The following is a 17,826-nucleotide window of genomic DNA, read 5'->3' on the forward strand; positions in this document are numbered from 1 at the left end:
ACTCTAAATTTTAATAAAAAGACGTTATTATAAAGAATAACTAGCTACTAGCTCTTCTATTTTCATTGTACCCTTAGTTTTTAGTTGTGTATGCCAACTAAAAGCATCTTTAAGTATATGTGGCGTTTGGCCACCTAACTTGTATGCATCCTCAAAATATTTTGATAATTGCTCTTTAAACTCTGGATGAACACAATTTTTGATAATAAGCCTTGCTCTTTCTACAGGGGCTAAACCTCTAATATCTGCTAAGCCTTGTTCTGTTACTAAAACATCTACATCATGTTCTGTATGATCTGTATGAGAGACCATAGGCACAATATGAGATATACTCCCAGCTTTAGACATGCTAGGGCACGCAAAAATACTTAGGTAACCGTTTCTTGCAAAGTCACCAGAACCACCAATACCATTCATCATTTTAGTACCTCCGATATGGGTAGAGTTTACATTACCATAAATATCAAACTCAATAGCTGTATTAATACCAATTACACCTAAACGACTAATAACCTCAGCAGAATTACTAATATTTTGAGGCCTTAATACCAACTTATCTTTATACTTATCAAAGTCATTAAAAACGTTGCGGTAACAATCTTCTGTTACCGTTATAGACGAGGCAGAAGCAAAAGCTAAATTTCCAGAATCAAAAAGCTCAAAAGTACTATCTTGTAATACTTCTGAATACATAGTTAGGTTTTTAAATCTACTATTTTTAAAACCAGATAAAATAGCATTAGCCGTTTTACCTATACCTGCTTGTAGGGGCAATAACGATTCTGTTAACCTACCTTCATCTACTTCTTTACCTAAAAAACTAAGAATATGATTTGAAATTGCTTCCGTTTTTTCATCAGGTTCAGAAATTACGGCAGGACTATCCGGAATATCTGTGTACACAATAGCTACAACTTTGCTAGGATCAATTTTTATATATGTCTTCCCTATTCTGGTGTTAGAATTAAGTACAGGAATAACTCCTCTATTGGGTTGTTTTTTAAGTACTTTAATATCATGTAAACCTATCAAACTATCAGGTAATGTTCTATTAATTTCTATAATAATCTTGTCTGCCTTATCTGCAAAAATAGGAGAATTACCAACAGACGTAGTAGGTACTATATACCCTTCTTCTGTAATGGAGACTGCCTCTATTATAGCTACATCAATTTTAAATATATCTATTTTTTGAAGCATATCTGCCGTTTGTCCTAAGTGCTGGTCTACATAAAGCACTTTATTATTATTTATACTTTTTCGTAAAGTAGCATCTGCCTGAAAAGGCATTCTTTTATGCAAAGCCCCATACTTAGCTAAGTTTGCATCTGTATCATAACCCAATGATGCTCCACTTAAAACTGTAACCTTTAAATCTTCATGAAGCGCTCTTTCTGCTACTTTTGGTAAAACAGCTTTACTATCTCCTGCTTTTGTAAAACCACTAACTCCTAAAATATCATTATTTTTAATAAGCATTGCTGCTTCTTCTGCTGACTGAATTTTGCTTTTATAAGGAGAATAGTTGATTTTACACATAATATAAGTATTTAGTAATTTTAAGGTTAAAAAATTTACTATTTCATTAATTTTTAATCTCACATTGATTAATTAATAAAATAGATTGGCAATGTATGAAGGATATTTAATGTCTATTTATTAAAAAAAGACATTATTTTATTAATTTAGTGCACTTATATAAAATCGTTGTTATTAGGATGAATACTAAATATTATTTAACTGAAGTTGACAAAAACCCTCAAAGCATATTTTGTTACCATAATTTAATGGGTGAAACATTTATAGAGGCTCATAGTCATAACAAAGGACAATTTTTATATACAGAAGGTGGTGTTGTGCACGTTAAAACTAGCAACAGGGTATATTACTTACCTGCAAGACATTATATGTGGATACCATCTGGAGTTAGACACGCTATATACCCAAGTTCTCCAAATGTTATTATGCGTAATTTATATTTCCCCAACGCATCAAGCACTAGCCGATTTTATAAAAAAGAAGGCATTTATCCGGTTAACAATCTATTAATGGAGTTGTTATTGTTTACTAAAAACTGGAACGGAGACATCGTAAAATCTCAAAAAAACAAGTTTGCTATAGTTTTTGCCTTTAAAGCATTATTAGAGCAAACAGTCTCTAAATCATTACATTTAGAGCTTCCCCAAGCAACAGATGGTAGATTAATAAACATTGTTAATTACCTAACAGAACAAATACATCAAGAACATTTATTACCCATATTAGCCTCTAAATTTAGTATGACAGATAAATCTTTGTATCGCTTATTTAAAAAAGATTTAGGCATGTCTTTTATTAAGTACTATACGCAGTTAAGAATATTTAAATCTTTAGAATACTTAATGAATTCTGATTATAACATATCAGAAATTGCAAATATGGTAGGCTATAATAGTTTACCGACATTTAGCAATACTTTTTCAAAAATAATGGGAAAACGACCTTCTGAGTACCGAAAATCTAATGAAATTTACACCGATTCTTAAGCGTATTGTTATCAACGTGAATATATAAAACAGTCGTAATAGATATAAAATAATGTAAGTATTGTTAGCGTTAGCAGACGTATTAGTTGGTGTATTATTTATTAACTTCGGAAGTTAAATACGGCAACAACAACTATTAAACAATTATTACTGAATGATACTAATTATAGGCGCTGGCTTATCTGGACTTTTAACAGCATATCACCTAAAAAAAGAAGGTATACCTTTTAAAATTCTAGAAGCAAGAGATAGGATTGGCGGAAGAATACATACAGTGTACAAAACCAATGAAGCTCCTGTAGAAATGGGCGCAACTTGGTTTACAAGTCAGCACACTTATCTTAGGTCTCTTTTAGAGGAATTAGGCATTAATTACTTTGAACAACATATGGGTTCTAAGGTGTTTTACCAACCATCTTCTGCCCAACCGCCACAATTGGTCACAATACCTAACGAGTCTACCAGTTACAGAATCTCTGGTGGCACTTCTAATCTAATTAATACATTGTTTAGTACATTAGACCCAAACAATGTGTTGCTTAACCAAACCGTAAAAAAGATAAGTTTTGAAGAGAATTCGGTTTTAGTAGAAGCTACAGAAAATTTTAAAGCCACTAAAGTTGTTTTGGCTTTGCCCCCTAAGCTATGGTCAAAAAATATTTTATTTACACCTAGTTTACCAAGTAGCCTTATGAGTATTGCCACAGAAACCCATACCTGGATGGAAGATTCTATAAAAGTTGCTTTAACTTTTGAAGCACCTTTTTGGGAACAAGAAAATATACCTGCAACCTTGTTTAGTAACGCAGGGCCTGTAACCGAGTTTTACGACCATTGCGACCCTAAAAGGTCTGTTTTTGCGCTTTGCGGATTTATAAATGCTGCTTATAAACAGTTCTCTAACGCAGAAAGGCAAGAGGCAGTAATAAAACAGTTGAAAAATACTTATGGATCTAGAGTTTTAGAATATGTAACGTACCAAGAGTGCTTATGGAATAAAGAAGAATATACATTTAAGGCCTCTGAAGATTTCCTTTTTCCACATCAAAACAATGGAAACCCCATTTTTAGCAATTCATTTTTTAATGAAAAACTACTAATTTCTAGTTCCGAGTCGGCCTTAGAATTCCCTGGATATATGAACGGTGCTGTGTTAGCTGCAACTGTAACAGCTAAAAAAATAATAACAGCACAACAAGGCATATAAAAACAAAAAGGCATTACGTATGTAATGCCTTTTTGTTTTTATTCAATAGTGTTAACTATAGTTTATTCGTTTTTATCTGTGACCAACTTGTATGTTGGATCTTCTATAATGTTCACATCAATTATTGCTTCAGCATTTTTTAATAATCGAATGCAATCTTTACTTAAATGTCTTAAAACTACTTTTTTACCTACTTTATGATAACGTTGGGTTACTACGTTTAGAGCTTCAATAGCAGACATATCGGATACACGACTCTCTTTAAAATCTATTACAATTTCTTCAGGATCGTTCTGTACATCAAACTTTTCCATAAATACAGTTGTAGATGCAAAGAATAATGGACCATAAATTTCGTAATGTTTTACACCTTTATCATCAACATATTTTTTAGCTCTAATTCTTTTAGCACTTTCCCAAGCAAAGAATAAAGCAGAAAGAATAACACCGACCAAAACGGCCAATGCTAAGTTGTGCAGTATAACTGTAATTAAAGCAACTACTATAACAAGGAATACATCTTTCTTAGGTACTTTATTAAATATTTTTAAACTTACCCATTCAAAAGTTCCTATTGCAACCATAATCATAACTCCTACTAAAGCTGCCATAGGCAACTGCTCTATTATTGGAGCTCCAAATAAGACAATTACAAGAATAGTTAACGATGCAACTATACCTGACAAACGTGCTCTAGAGCCCGCAGATAAGTTAACTAAAGTTTGTGCTATCATTGGACAACCACCCATACCAAAGAAAAACCCGTTTAGTATGTTAGAACCACCTTGGGCAATACATTCCCTATTTCCGTTACCTTTAGTTTCTGTAATTTCATCTACCAAGTTTAACGTAAGTAGACCCTCGGTTAACCCTACAGCCGCCATAATCATAGAATAAGGCGCTATTAACTTTAGAGTTTCCCAAGTAAAAGGAATTTTAGGTATACTAAAAGGAGGAAAACCACCACTTACAGATGCTATATCTTTTACTGTTTTTGTTTCTATTCCTAGAAAATAAACCAATACAAATATTACAATAATTGCCACTAGAGAGGACGGTACTGCTTTTGTTATTTTAGGCAGTAACACTACAATTGCAATAGTTAAGGCAACTAAAGCAATCATTATAAGCATTGGCGTACCTGTAAGCCACATTTTTTCGCCATTAACTAATGTTTTAAACTGGTCTATTTGCGACATAAATATAATTATGGCCAAACCGTTTACAAACCCAAACATTACCGGGTGTGGCACCAGACGTATAAACTTACCTAATTTAAAAAGGCCTATTAAAAGCTGAAAAACACCTGCCAGAATTACTGCTGCAAATACAAACTCTAGGCCGTTAGATTTCATTAAAGCAATTAATACAATAACCGTTGCACCTGCACCACCAGAGATCATCCCCGGTCTACCACCAAATATTGCAGTAACCAAACCTGCAATAAAAGAAGCATACAGACCCATTAATGGAGGAAAACCTGCTAAAATTGCAAACGATAAAGACTCCGGAATCATAGTCATAGCAACAGTTAAGCCTGCTAATACTTCTGTCTTATAATTTACCTTTTGTGATAAATCGAATAAATTTAATACTTTCTTCATAAAATAATAGAAATAAATAATGGGGTGTTTTCTCAATTAAAAAACACGTGCTTATAATACAAATTCTTATACAGAGGGTTTATCGAAAAAGTCGACTTAACAGATTATAAATCAAGGCGGAGTAACTGTGGTAAAATGAGTAATATTTTTCATAATATTGGTGCAAAAATAATCTTTTTAATCAAAAACACAATATGTTTTAAAAGAAAACATTACTGCAACAAAACTGCTGTGGTTTGTTATAAACCTAAGAAACTTAATAGTAAAACACCAACACTCTAAAAGAATATTAATGCTATTTAATAGCATCCAAATTACCTTATAAAGTTTTCATATGCATTTTGTTTTGATATAAAAAAGAACGACTTTTTCTCAAAACTATTTCCGAAATAAAACCTGCACACCACAATGTATGTAAAAATAGGCGCAACAGTACTAAATTTAAGCTAACCAATACCACACTAATATAACCTATGAACCTATTCCTAATATACATTAAACAAATACGAATATAGATTTACCAATTTAAACTACCATCTCTAATGGTATGTTTGCATTGTTCTATACTACTGTTTAAAAAAACAATTACATTCTATGAGAAAAGCGCTGGTAGTACTATTTATTTTAGGGTTAAACAAAACCTTTTGTCAAAAGATAGACACTTTAAAAGTATATCAAAATGATGAGCTTGCTTTTGAGAGAATAGATTATCTGGCACATAGACCTTGTAGTAAAACAAAAGTAGCTATTAGATATAAACAACTTAAACCTAAAGACAGTACCTATTATTTTATCTACAACGACAAAAAACAGTTACTAAAAGAAGGGCTATACACTATAAAATATCCTAACAAGAAAACTGAAGACAAAGGAGCACTGTATGATTCTAAATATTACTATTATAAAAAAAATGGCGATGTTGTAGCTATTCATTATCAGGAAGATGGTCGTAATGTTAAAACAGAATTTTATGGTTCTAAGAATAAATTAAAAAAAATAAGATATATTGATAAAGTTTCTGCCACCCCTACAAAAGATGAGATCTATAAAAATAGCACACTTATAGAAACACGATATTTTACTAGTTTTTATGCGAATAAATACCATACCGTTAAAGAAAAAAAGCACTGATGTAAATACAAAGCTTTTTAGTACTATAGGCTGGTATATTCACTTATAAGAAAAGAAAAAAACAATTTAAAATATATAAAATGGTATGGTAATTGAAATAGTGAACCTGAACAAAAAAAGTGTCATTTAATGAAAAATCTAAAATTACCAATCTTATTATTATTTCTTTTAATTCTTACAACTGCCTGCACTAGTGATGATGATGCAGCTATGGAATCTTACACTATAGAAGATTTAAGCAAAATGCACAACAATAGCTCTAAAACTTGGAAATTAGAGGCATATTATAGCGATCATAATTCCAAGCAAAAAAGCAAACAAAATGATTGTTTTATAGATGATACCTATATTTTTAAACCAGATGGAATCGTAGAGATTATCAGCGGAACAGAAAACTGCTATTATGGTGCTAATGAACTGGCAGAAGCAGAATATACATTCTACGAAGACAAAGGCCTTCTCTTTTTAACAATAATAAGAGGCGAAGTAACTGATGATCTGGTTAAAACTACTTCTTTCAGCTTACAACTACTAGAGTTAACAGAAAATAGAATGGTGTTTTCTAGTGGTGACAAGAACAACTATAAAAAGTCTTTAATTTTTATAACAGAATAAAACTTAAAACTTAAAAAGCCTTGATAGAAATATCAGGGCTTTTTTTAGTACTCGAGGCGGGAATCGAACCCGCACTCCGAAGAACTGGATTTTGAATCCAGCGCGTCTACCAGTTCCGCCACTCGAGCATTTGTAACGAATTGCAAAAATAAAATAAATTTCTTGTTTTTTGCAAAAAATAAGGACAATTATCCTTTAGCATGCAAAATAAATTTTTAAATTTGCAGCTCGTTTAAAACAAAGGCTTTAACACCTTGAAAACAAACAACATAGAAAACAACAACACAACTATGACATACACGGTCCCAGTACCTAAAATTTTTGCCTGTACACAAAGTACTGCTTTAGCTGAAAAAATTGCCAAATCATTTGGATCAGATATAGGTAAAGTAAAATTCTCTAGATACAGTGACGGTGAGTTTCAGCCTTCTTTTGAAGAGTCTGTCCGTGGCGCAAGGGTTTTTATAATTGGGTCTACAAACCCAAGTTCTGAAAACTTAATGGAAATGTTATTAATGTTAGATGCTGCAAAAAGAGCATCTGCAAGACACATAACAGCTGTTATGCCATATTTTGGATGGGCAAGACAAGACCGTAAAGACAAACCTAGAGTACCAATCGCTGCTAAATTAATAGCTAAAATGCTAGAAACAGCTGGTGCAACTAGAATTATCACAATGGACTTGCATGCAGATCAAATTCAAGGATTTTTTGAAAAACCAGTAGATCACTTATTTGCATCTACTTTATTTTTACCCTACTTAAAAAGTTTAAAACTAGACAACTTAACAATTGCTTCTCCAGATATGGGTGGTTCTAAAAGAGCTTACGCATACTCTAAAGCTTTACAAAGTGATGTTGTTATCTGTTACAAACAAAGAGAGAAAGCCAATATTATCTCTCATATGGAGTTAATTGGTAACGTAGAAGGTAAAAATGTTGTCCTTGTAGATGATATGGTAGATACCGCAGGTACACTTACAAAAGCAGCAGATTTAATGATGGAAAGAGGCGCACTTAGTGTTAGAGCCATTACAACACACGCTCTTTTGTCTGGTGATGCTTATGAAAAAATAGAAAAATCTAAACTTTTAGAACTTATTGTAACAGATTCAATTCCGTTAAAAAAACAAAGTCCTAAAGTAAAAGTCGTAGGATGTGCAGATTTATTTGCCGATGTTATGAACAGAGTACACAACAATACGTCTATTAGTTCTAAATTTTTAATGTAATACCGAACTAATACACTAATTTCGCACATTAATTAAATATATATAATGAAGTCAATTACAGTTACAGGATCAAAAAGAGAAAGCGTAGGCAAAAAAGCAACAAAAGCCTTACGTAATGCTGGAATGGTTCCTTGCGTAGTATACGGAGGAAAACAACCACTACATTTTTCAGCACCAGAATTAGCTTTTAAACATTTAGTGTACACTCCAAACGCGCACACTGTTGTAGTAGAAATGGAAAATGGAGATAAAGTGAACGCTGTTGTTCAGGATATCCAATTTCACCCAGTATCTGACAGAATTATCCACGTAGATTTTTACCAATTATTTGATGATAAAGCGGTAACTATGGATATTCCTGTTCGTATAATAGGTAACTCTCCAGGGGTAAAAAATGGTGGTAGATTATTATTTAGAAAAAGAAAGCTTACTATTAAAGCTTTACCTGGTAAATTACCAGATTTCTTTGATATCGACATTTCAAAATTAAAAATTGGTGGTAACATAGCAGTTTCTTCATTACTAAATGATGATTTTTCTATTTTACACCCAGACAATACAGTTGTTATACAGGTTAAATCTTCTCGTAACGTTGTTGCTGGTGAAGAAGATGAAGAAGAAGGTGAAGCTGCGGCTGAAGCTCCTGCTGCTGAATAAATCTGTGCAGAATTAAAACAAAGCATCCTGCCTTGGAATTACCAAGTTTCAGGATGCTTTTGTATTTTTGGTACTCTTTAGAAAGTATGATAGCAAAACTCTTAAAATCAATTTTTAGAACAAAACCTTTGTTCCAATTAGAAGAAAAAGATCCTATGAAAAAGTTTTTAGTCGTTGGCCTTGGTAATATTGGCGCAGATTACACAGAAACTAGACATAATATTGGCTTTAAAATTCTTGATGCTTTTGCTAAAAAAGAAGACTTGGTTTTTGAACCTCAAAAACTAGGAGCCGTTACTACATACAAAATTAAAGGACGTACTATTCTTTTTCTACAACCTTCTACGTATATGAACCTAAGCGGAAAAGCAATACGTTACTGGCTAGAAAAAGAAAAAATTCCCCAAGAAAATCTTTTGGTTATTACCGACGATATTAATTTACCTTTTGGAACCATTAGAGTCAAAACTAAAGGTAGCGATGGCGGACATAACGGTTTAAAAGACACCCAAAACACACTACAAACTACAACATACAATAGATATAGATTTGGTGTTGGTGCCGATTTTGGCAAAGGAAAACAAGTAGACTATGTTTTAGGCGAGTGGAATCAAGAAGAGAAAGATAAAATGCCTGAGCGCTTAGAAAAGTCTATAGAACTAATTAAATCTTTTGTTTTAGCTGGTATCAAAATAACAATGAACAGCTTTAACAATTCTTAATTATTTCACTCTAAACTCGTAAACACCAGAGTCAGACGCATTACCCTCTTTATCTGTAGTAACTACTTTCCAATAGTATACCGTACTAGCTGTTACACTTACACTTACGCTTGTATTATCTACACTATTTGTGGCCAACAAAGCAGTTGGCGGTGTTGTTTCAGAAAAATAAACTTTATAAGTAGCAATATCATTATCTACATCTTCTGTAAGCCATTCTAAAGTAACATCATTATTAATATCTTTAAATACTGTTTGTCCTGATTTAGGCGCTATAATCTCTGCTGCAAATGGGGGATATGTTGTTTCCGAACCGGCATTGTAGAATTTCCAAATCTCACTAGACCTCGTTTCAGAAACCTCATCGTTTTTAGACGTTACAAACCAAGAATACGCAAGTCCTTTATCTAAAATCACTTTTTGTTTTGTTGCCGTTGTTGTTAAGGTCTGCGTTACGTATGTACTTAAATTTGTTATTTTAATCTCGTATAAATCGGTTCTACTAGAAGCATTCCACTCCAATTCTACCTCACTTGTATTTGTTCCATCAATAGACACCCCTGTTGTACATTCAGAACTTTTTAAAGGAAACATCAATATTGGCGTAGTCGGTGGCTTAGGTGAACTCTTAGAGCAAGACAACACTACAAAACATAAAAGCACTATTATTTTTTTCATCTCTTAATTAATTTTGTTTGTCCCTTTACTTCTACGCCTTCAAAATATAAAATATACATTCCTTTTGCCAAACTAGAAACCTCAAGGTTTACCATACCATTGTTTATGTTATGCTCTTTTTGCTGTACTACTTGTCCGCCTATTTTATAAATAGTAACCGTTACCTTACCAGACAATGCGCCTACATAAGCTACGGTTTCAGACACTACTGGGTTAGGAGATATTACAGGGTTAGTTGCTATATAAATTTGCTCTTCATATACGCCTTGACACTCTAGACCAGTACTTACTTTTATTGTATTTAAACCATTTTTTAGCGTTAAGCTATGTTTAGCATCTGTGGTTTGCACAGCTACACCGTTTAATTCTATAGTATACAAAACGGCCCCAGCAAGGTCTAACTTTAACGTAGTATTCGCTACTGCAGAAAGTACAGAAAGTACATCTGGCTCTGTAACAACAACTGTTACACAGTATTCTTCATACACTTTTACACCATCTGCACCTGTAATACACAGCACATAAGTACCGGCATTTAAATTAGAAATTGTAGTAGTGTCTGTAAAATTAGTTGTAGAATTTACTCCTGCACCAGTAACCACAACAGTATAATCTATTTCTTCTACTGCATCAATAATAATTTCACCATTATTTGTTGTTGTACAAGACTCACTTGCTACAGAAATAGCAAAGTTATCTGACTTAAATCTATATACAGCACAACCACGCACATCTACCTCTACACCATTTGGTGTTCCCAAACACATATCATCACCATCATCAAAAACACCATCGTTATCTGCATCAGGACGCAATGCACCTTCAGCACAAATATCTAAACTAAAATCTATTATTTCTCCTCCGTCGGATGATGCTCCATCTTTCACCTCTAAAATCCACTCCCCCAACATAGACTCTCCATTTAAAGAACCCAAAGAACCTAAAGGCCTAACCGACCCTTCAATTGCTGCACCTGCACCACTACCACAAACAAAACTTGGTGCTGCATCATCAAAAACAGCATTTATATCTTGAAATTCACCACAAGAACTAGATGTTAACACTACTCTTGTTCCTTGTGGAGATAGTAAACTTATGGTTAAATCAGATAAAAAAGTATGCTCTAAATTTAGATTCACTTTTACAGCTGTAATTAGCAAATCATCTAAAAAAGTAATTTTAGACTGTAATATAGAAGTACCAACAGTAGGGATTACTTTTGGTAAATCTTCAGCAATTTTAGTAGCACAGCTTACTAAGGCGGTTGTAAAACTATATGCCGGACCAAAAGTACCTTCAGCGCATAAACTCTTTGGCTTTACTCGCCAATAATAAGTTGTCTCCGCTACTAAATTAGTGGGTTTATACTCAGAAAAAGGAGTCGTTTTTGTTTCTACAATAGTACTAAAAGAAGGGTCTGTGGCTATTTCTAGATCGTAAGACGTATAAGCCTCACTTAACTCCCATAAAAGAGTTTCATTATTGCCTACCCCTATTGCTCCATTAGCTGGAGAAATTAAACCTACATCTGCAAAAGTTGTATTCCCTATAACCAAAGTTACAACTACTGCCGTAGCGTTTGATGCTGAGTTAGACAACACTGTAATTTCATATGTACCAGGAGCTACATTTGCCGTATTAGAAAATGTAAGATTCACATCCGTATTGTTTACGTCTGCTGTAGGCACAGAAAATGCAACACCTAAATTAGTTGGAGCTCCAAAAACACTAAACGTAGAGGTTTCACTAAAACCATTATTTACCGTGTATTTAAAAGGAATTATAACATCATTAGGCTGACACGTACTATAGGTTAGCTTCTCAAATTCTAAATTAACATCAGACGTATTTATTGTAAAATTAGATGAGTTTATAGCATAATACACATTATTTGTAGGCATAACACGTATTCTTGCCGTTGTAGTTACCACATTTGGAATTTGTACAATTTCTGACCCATCATTAACTATGCTTTCTGCCAATACTATAGGGAATGATAATCCTGAATCTATAGACAAATAAATAGAAACGGTTTCTGTATTTATTGGAGCAGCACTTGTACCTGCCACATCCCAATTTACCTGATGCACAGAACCAGATTGGTACACCTCATTAGTTGATTGTGTCGTAACCTTAAACGGCCCTGCAGCATTCACCACACGAACATTCATAGTTTCAGAAACCACCTGACCTCCTCCTACTACATTATCTCTTACTGTAAATGCAAAATTTAAATCTCTTTCAACATCAGATAATGTCTCCCAAGAAGACCCTTCAGAAGGATTAGTCTGAGTTAAAACTCCTTGAATTACACGTTCTATTTTAGGGAAATAGCGTTCGTTATCTGTTGTAGGTTTTAACGATCTAAAATTAGCTCCACTAGGATTCTCAGGACCAAAATTAGTACGCGTTACCACACCATTATCTATTTGTTCCCAGGTATAAGTAAGCACATCTGCAGCATCTGGGTCAGTAGCTTCACCTGTTAAAACAAAAGGTGTAGATTTTGGAATTATATAGTTTGATAAAGGACTTATTACTGGAGGATTATTAGTGATAGACGTAGTAACACCACAACTTAAACCACTAACATATTCTGCGATCTGAAAAATACTATAATAATGAAAATAATCATCTCCATTGGCTTGCACATTATTACCATCTGCAATACCTGCATACCCCATAATTGTTGTTCCACTTGCTGGCTCTACCTGCACCAAAGAACCTTCAGAATCAAAAGACCACGTATGGTTTGCTCCAAATTGATGACCAATTTCGTGCGCAACAAAATCTACATCAAACAAATCTCCTTCTGGTGTGCTACGAGAAGAATAGGCTCTTCCTTTCCAATTAGCATCACACACAGAACCTACTGTACCCGCATTACCACCATTTGGCCCTTGATGAAAAAGGTGTCCAACATCATAGTTTGCAGATCCAATTACTGTAGAAAATGTATTTTGCGCTTGCGTATTTAAACTTCCAGAATACGGATCTGTAGTCGCATCTGTATATATAACTTGGTCTGTATCTGCTATTAATTCTAAATGTATTCCTAAGTCAATTTCAAAAACTTCATTAACCCTAGTTAGTGTTGCATTTATAGCCGCTAAAGCATCTGCAACAGAACCTCCGTGATAGGCTGTATACTCGCCAGATGCAGATATCGCGATTCTAAATGTTCTTAAAGTTTGATCGTCTATTAATTTTAATGCAGATGTATTTTTTTTAGCTGACACTACTTCTTTAGTATCACATATAAATGCGTCTTTTTCAGAATGTGCATTTGCGCTGTACACTATATATTGCCCTTCTTCATTTTTAGATGGTTGCATATACGTTGCATCTTCTATACCATCGTGCACCAACATACTTTGTATTCCTTTATGAGAAACACTAAAACGCAATCGGTCTTTAGGATTTGCAATACCGTAACCTATATAAGACTTTATGTTTGGATACTTTTTAGCCAATTCTGGAGCAAAAACAGCGTGTTCTTTGACAGAAAAAGGAACCACATTTCCCTTACCATCAGGAAAATAAACTATTTTTTCTCCTTTAGAACTTGTAACAAACTCTAAGGTTTTAGAAAAAGTTGACGTATCTAAATAAAACGTTTTTGTTTTATTTACGTCTAGATTTTGCATAGATTTAGAAACTAAATTATGCTGCAAACTACCAGTTTTCCAATAATTCTGTTGTGCTAGCCCGTAAAAGCTACCAAATAATATGGTTATTGAAAAAACAAGGCGTAGTTTTGTAATCATACAAAGCAATTTAATATTCAAAAATAGTCTTTTTATTATTTTAGTCTCGTGATAACAATCAAAAGCATTTCAAAATTCGACAAAGCACACTCTTCCGTTATTACAATTGGTACTTTTGACGGCGTGCATATTGGTCATAAAAAGATATTAGAAAGACTCATAAATAGTGCCAAACTATTAGAAATAGAAAGTACTGTACTTACTTTTTTTCCGCATCCAAGAATGGTTTTGCAACAAGATAGCAATATAAAGCTACTTAACACTATTGAAGAAAAGGAAATGATCTTAAGCAAGTTAGGTTTAGATTTTTTAATTATTCATCCTTTTTCTAAAGAGTTCTCTAGACTTAGCGCCATAGAATTTGTTCGCGATATACTAGTTAATAAACTCAATACTAAAAAAATTATTATAGGATACGACCATAGATTTGGACGTAACCGTAATGCAGACATAAATGATTTAAAAAATTTTGGCACTACATTCGACTTTAACGTAGAAGAAATTACTGCTCAAGAAATAGACGATGTCTCTGTTAGCTCTACCAAAATAAGAAAAGCACTTGCAGACGGTAACGTAGCAAAAGCCAATAGTTACTTGGGTTACAATTACATGCTTACCGGGGTTGTTACCAGAGGTAAAGGACTAGGTAGGCAATTAAATTTCCCAACTGCAAATATCCATATAGAAGAAGATTACAAGCTAATTCCTAAAAATGGCGTGTATATTGTAAAAGCGAACATAGGCCACACTACGGTATTTGGAATGATGAATATTGGCTTTAACCCTACCGTAAATGGTAAAGAGAAAACCATAGAAGTACATTTCTTTAATTTTGATGAAGATCTTTACGACAAAAAAATACAAGTAGATATTCTTGAACGTATTAGAGACGAAGAAAAATTTAATTCGGTTAACGACTTAAAAATACAACTTACCAAAGACCAAGAAACGGCTACGAGCATAATTTCTAAATTATGAGTTCCTTTCTATTTAAAAAAATAGATAACGCTGGTTTAATCCTTTTTAGAATCTTTTTTGGCATTTTAATTAGCCTAGAATGCTATGGAGCAATCCTTACTGGCTGGGTAAGAACCAATCTTGTAGAACCTACTTTTAATTTTTCTTTTATTGGGTTCGAGTGGCTAAACACCCTTACAGGACCAGGAATGTATGTCTATTTTTTGGGTATGGGTACTTTAGGTATTTTTATCTCTATTGGTTACAAATACAGATACAGCATGCTCGCTTTTGCGCTGTTATGGACTGGTGTCTATTTAATGCAAAAAACATCTTACAACAACCATTACTACCTGTTAATGCTTATTTCCTGGATCATGGTATTTTTCCCTGCCAATACAGACATCTCTGTAGATTCTAAAAAAAATCCTGAACTCCGCACTACTAAAATGCACGCGTATTACAAATACATAATTGTGCTGCAACTTATTATTGTTTACACCTATGCTTCTGTTGCAAAACTATATGCAGATTGGTTAGACTTTGGTTTTATAAAGGTATTAATGCAAGGCAAAGCAAACTATTTTTTGGTAGGCGAGTTTTTACAGCAAGCTTGGGTACATAAAGTGGTTGCTGTTTTTGGTATTTTGTTTGATCTTTTAATTATACCAGCCTTACTCTGGAAACCAACTCGAAAAATTGCGTTTATACTAGCCGTATTTTTTCATTTGTTTAATTCTATTGTTTTTCAGATTGGCATTTTCCCCTATTTAGCTTTGGCGTTTACCGTGTTCTTTTTTGAACCACAAAAGCTAAGGAAAATCTTTGTGATGGTAGAGAAAAAAAATGTCTCCGCTGTAGTGGCAACACCAAAACATAAGAATCTAATTATTGGCGTCTGGGTTATTTACTTTTTATTTCAACTAGGACTACCTATACGTCATCACTTTTTTAAAGACGATGTTCTCTGGAACGAGCAAGGCCATAGACTTAGTTGGCGTATGATGTTGCGTTCGCGTAGCGGAAGTGTAAGCTTTAAAACTGTAGATAAAAAGACGAATGAAGAAAAGCGTATAAATCTAAACGACTACCTAACAAAAAAGCAACGTAGAAAAATTGGGGCTTACCCAGATTTTATTTGGCAATTTGCGCAACATTTAAAAGAAGAAGCCCAGAAAAATAATAAAGACGTGGCCGTATACGTAAACTCTAGGGTAAGTATTAATGGTAAACCATACAAGCCTTTTATAGATCCAATGGTTGACTTAGCACAAGAAAAGTGGCATCATTTTAAACATAATACGTTTATTTTACCTAGCCCAAAATAAAATACGTAAGTCAAACTCTTCAAGTTTTACGCATTCTCTTTTGCGCAATCCCTTTTTACCATTAAATTTGCTTTTAAAATTTTAATAGATGCTACAGCTTCAAGCTATTCGAGAACAAAAAGACGAGATCATTATCGCCCTAAAAAAGCGTAATGTAGATGCAACTCCTTTGTTAGAAAACGTAATTTCATTAGACGACAAACGTAGAGATGTACAAACCAAATTAGACAACACACTTGCAGAAAGCAATAAGTTATCTAAAGAAATTGGTATGCTTTTTAAATCCGGTAAAGCAAATGAAGCCACTATTCTAAAAGAACGCACTGTTACTTTAAAAGAAGATTCTAGAACATTCCAAGAAGAATTAAACACTGTTGCAGAAGAATTGCAAGCATTGTTATACCAGATTCCTAATGTGCCACACCCAAGTGTACCAGCAGGAAATACGGATGAAGACAACGAAGAAATTTTTAGAGAAGGTGATATCCCTAAATTGGTAGACGGCGCTTTACCACACTGGGAACTTGCCAAAAAATACGATATAATAGATTTTGAACTAGGTGTTAAAATTGCTGGTGCTGGTTTTCCTGTGTACAAAGGAAAAGGAGCTAGACTACAACGCGCACTTATTGCTTATTTTCTAGATAAAAATACAGCTGCTGGTTACCAAGAAATTCAGGTTCCGCATTTGGTAAACGAAATTTCTGGATACGGAACAGGACAATTACCAGATAAAGAAGGACAAATGTACCACGTTACCGAGGATGATTTGTACCTAATACCAACGGCAGAAATACCAATAACTAATATTTTTAGAGACACTATTGTGAACCAAAAAGATTTCCCAATTACGTACACAGGGTATACACCTTGTTTTAGAAGGGAAGCTGGTAGTTATGGTGCACATGTCCGTGGCTTAAATAGATTACACCAGTTTGATAAGGTTGAGCTTGTACGTGTAGAGCACCCAGACAATTCTTATGCTGCCTTAGACGGAATGGTAGAACATATAAAAGGCATTTTAAGAGAATTAAAATTACCTTATAGAATATTGCGCCTTTGTGGTGGTGATCTTGGTTTTACATCTGCTCTTACGTTCGATTTTGAAGTATTTTCTACAGCACAAGATCGCTGGTTAGAGATTAGTTCTGCATCTAACTTTGAGGCGTACCAAACCAACCGTCTTAAATTACGCTTTAAAGACGAAAACGGTAAAAGTCAGCTTGCACATACACTTAACGGTAGCTCATTAGCATTGCCTCGTGTATTAGCAGGTATTTTAGAGAATTACCAAACGGAAAACGGAATTAAAATCCCAGAAGCACTTGTGCCTTACTGTGGTTTTGATATCATAGATTAAAGCTCTTTTAACAGCAACTATCTATATTCTTGGTATCTTTACC

General features: G+C 33.8%; 14 protein-coding genes and 1 tRNA gene. 10 read left to right on the plus strand and 5 right to left on the minus strand.

Annotation, left to right across the window (positions count from 1 at the left end):
• Positions 1-27: 27 nt before the first annotated feature.
• Positions 28-1,539, minus strand: a complete 1,512-nt coding sequence (scpC, locus tag M4I21_RS12505) for a succinyl-CoA:acetate CoA-transferase ScpC (RefSeq protein WP_249559516.1) — start codon at positions 1,537-1,539, stop codon at positions 28-30.
• Positions 1,540-1,718: 179 nt separating this feature from the next.
• Between scpC and M4I21_RS12510 the strand changes: the two genes are divergently transcribed.
• Complete coding sequence (locus M4I21_RS12510) at positions 1,719-2,525, plus strand: AraC family transcriptional regulator (RefSeq protein WP_249559517.1); 807 nt, start codon at positions 1,719-1,721, stop codon at positions 2,523-2,525.
• A gap of 154 nt (positions 2,526-2,679) precedes the next feature.
• Entirely contained in the window at positions 2,680-3,732 is a 1,053-nt protein-coding gene (locus tag M4I21_RS12515; RefSeq protein ID WP_249559518.1) for a flavin monoamine oxidase family protein, read from the plus strand.
• 62 nt (positions 3,733-3,794) lie between these two features.
• On the opposite strand, the gene M4I21_RS12520 is transcribed toward M4I21_RS12515, so the two are convergent.
• Positions 3,795-5,336: a SulP family inorganic anion transporter gene (locus M4I21_RS12520; protein WP_249559519.1), complete on the minus strand. Its 1,542-nt coding sequence runs from the start codon at positions 5,334-5,336 to the stop codon at positions 3,795-3,797.
• Positions 5,337-5,930: 594 nt separating this feature from the next.
• Here M4I21_RS12520 and M4I21_RS12525 point away from each other — a divergent pair.
• Together M4I21_RS12525 and M4I21_RS12530 are read left to right on the plus strand one after the other, a co-directional pair.
• Entirely contained in the window at positions 5,931-6,467 is a 537-nt protein-coding gene (locus M4I21_RS12525; protein ID WP_249559520.1) for a hypothetical protein, read from the plus strand.
• A 129-nt stretch (positions 6,468-6,596) separates the two neighbouring features.
• A complete protein-coding gene (locus tag M4I21_RS12530; protein ID WP_249559521.1) occupies positions 6,597-7,082 on the plus strand; it encodes a lipocalin family protein in 486 nt (161 codons plus the stop codon).
• Between the two features lie 48 nt (positions 7,083-7,130).
• Here M4I21_RS12530 and M4I21_RS12535 read toward each other — a convergent pair.
• Positions 7,131-7,210, minus strand: a tRNA-Leu gene (locus tag M4I21_RS12535).
• 162 nt (positions 7,211-7,372) lie between these two features.
• Between M4I21_RS12535 and M4I21_RS12540 the strand changes: the two genes are divergently transcribed.
• The 3 genes from M4I21_RS12540 (at position 7,373) to pth (ending at position 9,693) form a co-directional block, all read left to right on the plus strand.
• Positions 7,373-8,314 carry a ribose-phosphate pyrophosphokinase gene (locus M4I21_RS12540; RefSeq protein WP_249559645.1) on the plus strand — a complete coding sequence of 314 codons (942 nt, stop codon included), beginning with the start codon at positions 7,373-7,375 and terminating at the stop codon, positions 8,312-8,314.
• Positions 8,315-8,359: 45 nt separating this feature from the next.
• Positions 8,360-8,971 (plus strand): 50S ribosomal protein L25/general stress protein Ctc, encoded by a 612-nt coding sequence (locus tag M4I21_RS12545; RefSeq protein WP_249559522.1) that lies wholly within the window; start codon positions 8,360-8,362, stop codon positions 8,969-8,971.
• 86 nt (positions 8,972-9,057) lie between these two features.
• Positions 9,058-9,693, plus strand: coding sequence for an aminoacyl-tRNA hydrolase (gene pth / locus M4I21_RS12550; protein WP_249559523.1), 636 nt, complete (start codon positions 9,058-9,060; stop codon positions 9,691-9,693).
• Here pth and M4I21_RS12555 read toward each other — a convergent pair whose 3' ends face one another.
• Both M4I21_RS12555 and M4I21_RS12560 read right to left on the minus strand, forming a co-directional pair.
• Positions 9,694-10,371: a hypothetical protein gene (locus M4I21_RS12555; RefSeq protein WP_249559524.1), complete on the minus strand. Its 678-nt coding sequence runs from the start codon at positions 10,369-10,371 to the stop codon at positions 9,694-9,696. It lies immediately after the preceding gene.
• Positions 10,368-14,138: a reprolysin-like metallopeptidase gene (locus M4I21_RS12560; RefSeq protein WP_249559525.1), complete on the minus strand. Its 3,771-nt coding sequence runs from the start codon at positions 14,136-14,138 to the stop codon at positions 10,368-10,370. Before M4I21_RS12560 ends, M4I21_RS12555 begins: the two co-directional genes overlap by 4 nt.
• A 48-nt stretch (positions 14,139-14,186) precedes the next feature.
• On the opposite strand from M4I21_RS12560, the gene M4I21_RS12565 reads away from it, so the two are divergent.
• The 3 genes from M4I21_RS12565 (at position 14,187) to serS (ending at position 17,783) form a co-directional block, all read left to right on the plus strand.
• A complete protein-coding gene (locus M4I21_RS12565) occupies positions 14,187-15,116 on the plus strand; it encodes a bifunctional riboflavin kinase/FAD synthetase (protein WP_249559526.1) in 930 nt (309 codons plus the stop codon).
• A complete protein-coding gene (locus tag M4I21_RS12570; protein WP_249559527.1) occupies positions 15,113-16,423 on the plus strand; it encodes an HTTM domain-containing protein in 1,311 nt (436 codons plus the stop codon). Before M4I21_RS12565 ends, M4I21_RS12570 begins: the two co-directional genes overlap by 4 nt.
• 88 nt (positions 16,424-16,511) lie before the next feature.
• Positions 16,512-17,783, plus strand: a complete 1,272-nt coding sequence (gene serS / locus M4I21_RS12575) for a serine--tRNA ligase (protein WP_249559528.1) — start codon at positions 16,512-16,514, stop codon at positions 17,781-17,783.
• The last annotated feature ends 43 nt before the right edge of the window (positions 17,784-17,826 follow it).

This window comes from Cellulophaga sp. 20_2_10 (assembly GCF_023476645.1).
In the GTDB taxonomy this organism is placed as follows: domain Bacteria; phylum Bacteroidota; class Bacteroidia; order Flavobacteriales; family Flavobacteriaceae; genus Cellulophaga.

What these genes read in the sequence shown, in the direction of transcription:
- scpC (WP_249559516.1), bottom strand. Translation starts at nt 1,539, where the DNA reads ATGTGTAAAATCAACTATTCTCCTTATAAAAGCAAAATTCAGTCAGCA.
- M4I21_RS12510 (WP_249559517.1), top strand. Translation starts at nt 1,719, where the DNA reads ATGAATACTAAATATTATTTAACTGAAGTTGACAAAAACCCTCAAAGC.
- M4I21_RS12515 (WP_249559518.1), top strand. Translation starts at nt 2,680, where the DNA reads ATGATACTAATTATAGGCGCTGGCTTATCTGGACTTTTAACAGCATAT.
- M4I21_RS12520 (WP_249559519.1), bottom strand. Translation starts at nt 5,336, where the DNA reads ATGAAGAAAGTATTAAATTTATTCGATTTATCACAAAAGGTAAATTAT.
- M4I21_RS12525 (WP_249559520.1), top strand. Translation starts at nt 5,931, where the DNA reads ATGAGAAAAGCGCTGGTAGTACTATTTATTTTAGGGTTAAACAAAACC.
- M4I21_RS12530 (WP_249559521.1), top strand. Translation starts at nt 6,597, where the DNA reads ATGAAAAATCTAAAATTACCAATCTTATTATTATTTCTTTTAATTCTT.
- M4I21_RS12540 (WP_249559645.1), top strand. Translation starts at nt 7,373, where the DNA reads ATGACATACACGGTCCCAGTACCTAAAATTTTTGCCTGTACACAAAGT.
- M4I21_RS12545 (WP_249559522.1), top strand. Translation starts at nt 8,360, where the DNA reads ATGAAGTCAATTACAGTTACAGGATCAAAAAGAGAAAGCGTAGGCAAA.
- pth (WP_249559523.1), top strand. Translation starts at nt 9,058, where the DNA reads ATGATAGCAAAACTCTTAAAATCAATTTTTAGAACAAAACCTTTGTTC.
- M4I21_RS12555 (WP_249559524.1), bottom strand. Translation starts at nt 10,371, where the DNA reads ATGAAAAAAATAATAGTGCTTTTATGTTTTGTAGTGTTGTCTTGCTCT.
- M4I21_RS12560 (WP_249559525.1), bottom strand. Translation starts at nt 14,138, where the DNA reads ATGATTACAAAACTACGCCTTGTTTTTTCAATAACCATATTATTTGGT.
- M4I21_RS12570 (WP_249559527.1), top strand. Translation starts at nt 15,113, where the DNA reads ATGAGTTCCTTTCTATTTAAAAAAATAGATAACGCTGGTTTAATCCTT.
- serS (WP_249559528.1), top strand. Translation starts at nt 16,512, where the DNA reads ATGCTACAGCTTCAAGCTATTCGAGAACAAAAAGACGAGATCATTATC.